At 36.7% G+C, this 5,687-nt stretch carries 5 protein-coding genes and 1 pseudogene; 3 read left to right on the top strand and 3 right to left on the bottom strand.

The window, feature by feature from the left end:
• Positions 1-53 precede the first annotated feature (53 nt).
• A pseudogene (locus tag AB3X49_RS16615) lies at positions 54-706 on the top strand (LbetaH domain-containing protein).
• Between the two features lie 228 nt (positions 707-934).
• Here AB3X49_RS16615 and AB3X49_RS16620 read toward each other — a convergent pair.
• The gene (locus AB3X49_RS16620; RefSeq protein WP_367963448.1) at positions 935-2,026 is read right to left on the bottom strand and encodes a DUF3900 domain-containing protein; all 1,092 of its coding nucleotides are present in this window, start codon (positions 2,024-2,026) and stop codon (positions 935-937) included.
• A 115-nt stretch (positions 2,027-2,141) separates the two neighbouring features.
• Positions 2,142-2,468, bottom strand: a complete 327-nt coding sequence (locus AB3X49_RS16625; RefSeq protein ID WP_002087720.1) for a hypothetical protein — start codon at positions 2,466-2,468, stop codon at positions 2,142-2,144.
• 465 nt (positions 2,469-2,933) lie between these two features.
• On the opposite strand from AB3X49_RS16625, the gene AB3X49_RS16630 reads away from it, so the two are divergent.
• Both AB3X49_RS16630 and AB3X49_RS16635 read left to right on the top strand, forming a co-directional pair.
• A complete protein-coding gene (locus tag AB3X49_RS16630) occupies positions 2,934-3,845 on the top strand; it encodes a VanW family protein (protein WP_367963450.1) in 912 nt (303 codons plus the stop codon).
• 222 nt (positions 3,846-4,067) lie between these two features.
• Positions 4,068-4,976, top strand: a complete 909-nt coding sequence (locus tag AB3X49_RS16635) for a VOC family protein (RefSeq protein WP_367963452.1) — start codon at positions 4,068-4,070, stop codon at positions 4,974-4,976.
• Positions 4,977-5,176: 200 nt separating this feature from the next.
• On the opposite strand, the gene AB3X49_RS16640 is transcribed toward AB3X49_RS16635, so the two are convergent.
• Positions 5,177-5,687 (bottom strand): GNAT family N-acetyltransferase (locus tag AB3X49_RS16640; RefSeq protein ID WP_367963454.1); only part of this gene is annotated, 511 nt, incomplete at its 5' end.

Raw genomic sequence — 5,687 nt, forward strand, 5'->3', positions numbered from 1 at the left:
ATAGCAGAGCGTATATAACATATTGTATATGTGATTTTAAAGGAGATGTTTTCTTGACGAAAAGAAATTGTAGGAGCCACAATCATTCGTTTGCTCCCTTCATCAGCCCCAATCCTATCGGGTTAAACGTTATCCCAAAATTGATAAAACAGCTTTCATAAGTCCGTTTTCTAGTGTAATAGGCGATGTGAGAATTAAAGATAATGTATATGTAGCTCCGAATGTAAGCGTTCGTGCGGATGAAGGAACTCCATTTTATATTAGTTCAAACACAAATCTGCAAGACGGAGTTATCTTACATGGTTTATTGAATAAATTTGTTTATGTTGGTGATAAAAAGTATTCAATCTATATTGGGAAAAAAGTAAGTGTTGCGCATGGCGCTCTCATTCACGGTCCTTGTTATATAGGGAATAAGGTGTTCGTCGGTTTTAAAGCAATTGTGTATAATGCGATTATTGGAGAAGGAACAGTTATTTCATACAATGCAGTAGTAACAAACGGTGTACGTGTTGCGGCGAACAGGTTTGTGTCGCCTGGAGCCAATATAGATACACAAGAAAAAGCAAATGCGCTCATTCGAGTACCAAAAGACGAAGAGGAGTTTGCACGAGAAGTACAACGTGTAAATCAAGAATTTCCTGCTTCGTATAACTTATTATTCGGTTCGCATCGTTGTTCTTGCGGAATGCCGTACAATCATTAAAAATTAGCAGTTTTTGAGATGAAGTGTTTATTATGCATGACAGTGGTTGAAAAGACTCGTATCCATTGAGAGATGTGCTTCATTTGAAAAAAATGCCGGATCATACAATATAACATTAACAGATATACAAGACGGACACGTTACAGCGCATGTTCTTGATACGAAATGTTTTCGATAATAAAAAGACAATGATGGAATTTAACCCGTCATTGTCTTCTTTACATTATTCTATTCAATTTCTCCTGATCCATAGCTATACTGTTGCTTATTCTCAATCCGCTCAATTACGTCTTGTAATTCATCCGGCTTCAAAAACTCAATTGGAGAGAAGCCTTTCTCAAACGTAAGTGTATCAGCTTCAATCATTAATACATATCGGTCGTTTACCTTTGCAATATGTATTAGGTCTCCGAAATCAGCAAGCAAAGCCTTCACAGAGATATGATCTGCTTTTAGCTTTAATTCCACTTCAGGGGCGTGCTCGACGATTTGAGCGGTAGCTTCCATTACTTCTTCTGTTGAAAATTGTTCCATAATTTCGCGTTTCGGACTGGCAGCCCATACTTCCATCGCTTGATCGAACTGTTCACGTTCTTCAGTACCTTCTTCAAATACATCTTCAATTTGGTCGTATACCATGTCCATTACTTGTGTTTTCATAATTTCAGTCATAGAGCGTTCGTATTCGACGAATTTTAAGAAGTCTTCAAAGTAGCGGGCGTGTGATGCTTGGTGTATTTTTAGTTCGCCAGGCTCCACCATACCTTCTTCAGGCATGTATGGGTACTGGATAGATTTCATATTCTTTGTTGTGATGGCCATTTCAACGTTACGAATAAGTGTTGATTCATCAGAAATGGAAGCAACCTTTGGTTCGAAGTCACATTTCATTACGAATACGAATGGATCATCAAAGTATTTGCGTAGTTTTGCTTGAGCGATTAAAAACACACCACCACGTACAGCGCTTGTGTCAAGGTATGTATAAACGAGAGGTTCGCTCATATCTTTGAAGTTTTCTTTTGTTTCTGCAAAGCGAATACGATTAAATAAGTTGTAATGAGGGTTTGAATCGAGTTCATGCCCTTCTTCTACAATAAAGCGACCGATCTTCGTTGGGGCTTGTTCTGTTTTTGCGTGACGTTCTACTTTTCGCTTTGAAATTTTTAATAATTCACCATTCAAAAATTCTTTTAAAGAGCTATCTTCATACTCTTCAGCGTCTAATGTTTGAAAATGTTTATAGCGCTTATCAACTACTTCACCTTTTCCTTCTACTTGTACTACATAAAAGGAAAGAAAATTTATTTCAAAATCCATATTTATCACCTTGTTTCATTTCATTAACTCTTATCAGTATAGAGATGGAAAAAACTTTCGTCAATTTATATAAGGAAGGGGGAGTCCCTTCCTTATATATTTGTTATTTTCGAAATTAAAATCCGTCTTCTAATGCTGAAAATGGAATGTTTAGCCTGTTTTCTACTGTACGTAAACGCTGATTTAAGCGATTTAATCTACGTGTATGACGCTCAACTGTGTTTTCTAGTTGACGTACCCTTTGCTCAAGCTCATTTACTCGTCTTTCTAATTGACGGTTTCCAGTACCAGGGAAAGAGATTGGAAGTTGAAATTGTCGATTTTGATCATATGGATTAACTTGTTCTGTTTGATCTATATATTGTTGGTATTGTGCCTGTAAATCATACTGAGGTTGGTAACCATATTGGTTATATGGATCATAAGGATTGTAGGGATACATAAAAACATCCTCCATTTCTTTATAATAGGTTAAATTCATCATAATGTATGTGCAAAAGCGGAGTAGTGGCACGGCAAATACCTATATACCTGAAGTGAATGATTGTTTTTACCGATAAAAGCTCGGTTTAAGTTGTTAATAATGATCACATATGAGAAAGCGGTATTGCGGTTTCTGAAGCATGCAGGTGAATAGAGAGGTGAAATGAAAGGGTGTTACATTTGTATTTCATCTGTTGAATGGTATATACTGGATAGAGATAGGTTGCATAAAAGTTACAATCTTATCAAACTCGAAAATTTATATAAATATGTATAGACATTTATAAAAGAAAAGAGTAATTTTAATAGAGTAAAAAAACAACTTGTAACATTTTCTAAATATATTGTAAAATGATTGTAACAAAAGATACATAAAAGTGAAATATTACATAAGAAATAATGTTGGGGAAAAGGAGAGAGTATATTGTTCCGAAAAATAAAGGGTATATTAGTAGGGGTGCTATGCGTAGCTGTAGTAAGTGGTTGTGGTACAAAAGTAAGTGATGTGGCATTAGTAAGTGATTTTGGTGGGAATGTTGTAGAGGCTAAGGCTGATGTACAGGATTCAATTAGCTTAGTGGATGGGCGTACTGGTACTGAAGTGAAAAAAATAGACTTATCGAGTTTAGGTTATTTTGAAGATGAGGCGAAATTCAAAAAATCCGTAACGAAGGTTGCAGGTGAAGTCGGGAAAAGTGTTGACAAAAAGATGGTCCCTTCACGTATAGCATCTGATGGATCATGGCAAGAAGGAAAGCCTTCTTTTGAATTAATGGAAAAAGAATTAGTAGATAAATTATTAAACGTTGGTATGTGGGATTCTTCATATCAATTACCTATCGTTGAGAAAAAGCCTACCGCAACATTAAGTGATGCGCAAGGAAGTGGCACGGTAATTGGTAGATATGAAACGAATTTAGGTGGATCAGCAGGTGGCCGTATTGAGAATATTCATTTGTCGGCAGCGAGCATAAATGGAGTTGTATTAGCAAAAGGAGACAGTTTCTCTTTCAATGCATTAATCGGTGATACAACGCCAGATAAAGGATATCAATTAGGTAAAGAAATTGTAGATGGTAAATTAGTAGATGGTTATGGTGGTGGCGTTTGTCAAACATCATCAACGCTATACAATGCAGCAGATCAAGCTGGTTTGAAAATGGTAGAGAGAACTACACATTCTAAAACAGTAGGTTATGTCCCTCAGGGAAGAGATGCTACAATTGCGTATCCATATTTAGATTTAGTATTTGAAAACACGAATGATGCTCCTGTTAAGCTTTATATGGGCATTCAGGGCGGAAAGTTAGTTGCTGAAGTACATAAGATGAAATAAATATGTAGTTAAAGGATAATAAAGTAAAATATTTATAGTTTCTATAATTGAAGCCATCTCTTCTGAATTTCAGAGGAGATGGCTTTTTGTCATTAATGGCCTTCTTAAAAAACTATGAATTCTGATTTTTCTTATTTACATAGTATGTTTTTAGTTGTATCCTTCATAGTAACGGCGATGTTAGTTTGTTTTGAAATAAAGGATTAGGAGAGGAAGTTATTCATGGTACAAATTCATCCGAAAACACGTATTGGTCATGTTGCATTTAAAGTAAAAGATCTAGAGCGTCAAATTGCCTTCTATGAAAATGTAGTAGGATTAGAAGTAATTAAACAAGAGGAGAACAAAGCATACTTAGCTGGAAAAGGTGGTAAGAATACGTTACTTGTTCTTGAGCAGTTGGAAGATGCAGCGCTACAAGAACCGCGTACGACGGGTATATATCACGTAGCCTTTTTAGTTCCGACTCGTGAAGCTTTTGCTTCGGCACTATTTGGTGTTATTCGCAATAAAAAGGTAATTGATAGTCCGGCTGAGCAAGAAGGGCGTTATACATATTCAAATGAAATTTTGCCAATTTCAAGGTTTAATAGTGCAAGTGATCATACGTATAGTGAGGCGTTTTATTTACAAGATTTAGAGGGGAATGGTATCGAGATTTATGCAGATCGCCCTCGAGGACAATGGGGAGAAGGGCCAGGGGGAAGTACGCCATTAGATTTAAAAGAACTGGCAACGCTCGTTAATTATGAGTTTGATGGATTACCTGCTGACACTGTCGTTGGGCACGTCCATTTACGAATAGCTGATGTAGAAAAGTCACATGAGTTTTATGTAGAAACAGTAGGCTTTGAAGTGCAGCAGCGTGAAGATGATTGCTTATTTATTTCGGCAGGAGGCTATCATCACCATATCGGTGCAAATACGTGGAACGGAGTAAACAACCCGCATCCACCAGCACATGCAACGGGACTAAAAGTGTATACGATAGTACTACCGCATAAAGAAGCATTAGATGAAGTGAAAGAAAGATTAATAGAAAAACAACATGAAATAAATGAAACTTTAAATGGATTTAATGTAGTAGACCCAAGTGGTATTACAGTGCAGTTTGAAATAGAAGCAGTATAAAGTGAAACTTTAATCAGTGGGGGTTTTGTTCATCCCCCACTGATTATTAGCCTTCACCAATCGGGCGTTTATGGACAGTTAATCTCCCACCTAACTTCTTTGTTCCAGCTGAATTTTGAGGTGGGAGTTGTACTGCCCGTTAACGCGGGATAAAAGGAGCCAGAAAGTGTTTAATCACTTTCTGGCTTGTTTTTAATTATTTAGAGCTCAATCCAATACCTTCTCACAACATTCCCATCTTCTTCAGTGTAATCTTCATCCCGGAGGCCGCCGTTATGTAAAATCGTTTTCTCAGAAGCCGTATTCACTTCGTCACAAACGACAAGTGCTTTCGTGATGTTTAATTCTTTCGTTTTTTCTAATGATAACTCTAGTAACTTTGTAGCATAACCTTTTCTTCTTTCAGAAGGGCGAATGCCATAACCGATATGGCCTCCAGCATTAAATAAATGCTCCGTCAAACTATGACGTATATTAACAACTCCTACAACTCTATTTTCATCTGTCACGAGCCAATAAGTAGAATCTGGTACCCAAGTTTCAGGAATATTTATTCCGTTATGTGCGTCGTGTAATTCTTGAATCATTGCCGTGAAATTAGAAGGGTTTTTTGAAATAACCCATGGAATCATCGTTTCACCGCTATCTTTCCATTCGTTATAAAAATCTAAGTATTCTTCTTGTAAATCAGTAGTAGGTGTAAGTAAAGAG

It is taken from the genome of Bacillus sp. C30 (assembly GCF_040838255.1).
In the GTDB taxonomy this organism is placed as follows: domain Bacteria; phylum Bacillota; class Bacilli; order Bacillales; family Bacillaceae_G; genus Bacillus_A; species Bacillus_A mycoides.

Excerpts from the sequence above, each read along its gene's own strand:
- AB3X49_RS16620 (WP_367963448.1), bottom strand. The coding sequence starts at position 2,026 with ATGGATTTTGAAATAAATTTTCTTTCCTTTTATGTAGTACAAGTAGAA.
- AB3X49_RS16625 (WP_002087720.1), bottom strand. The coding sequence starts at position 2,468 with ATGTATCCCTACAATCCTTATGATCCATATAACCAATATGGTTACCAA.
- AB3X49_RS16635 (WP_367963452.1), top strand. The coding sequence starts at position 4,068 with ATGGTACAAATTCATCCGAAAACACGTATTGGTCATGTTGCATTTAAA.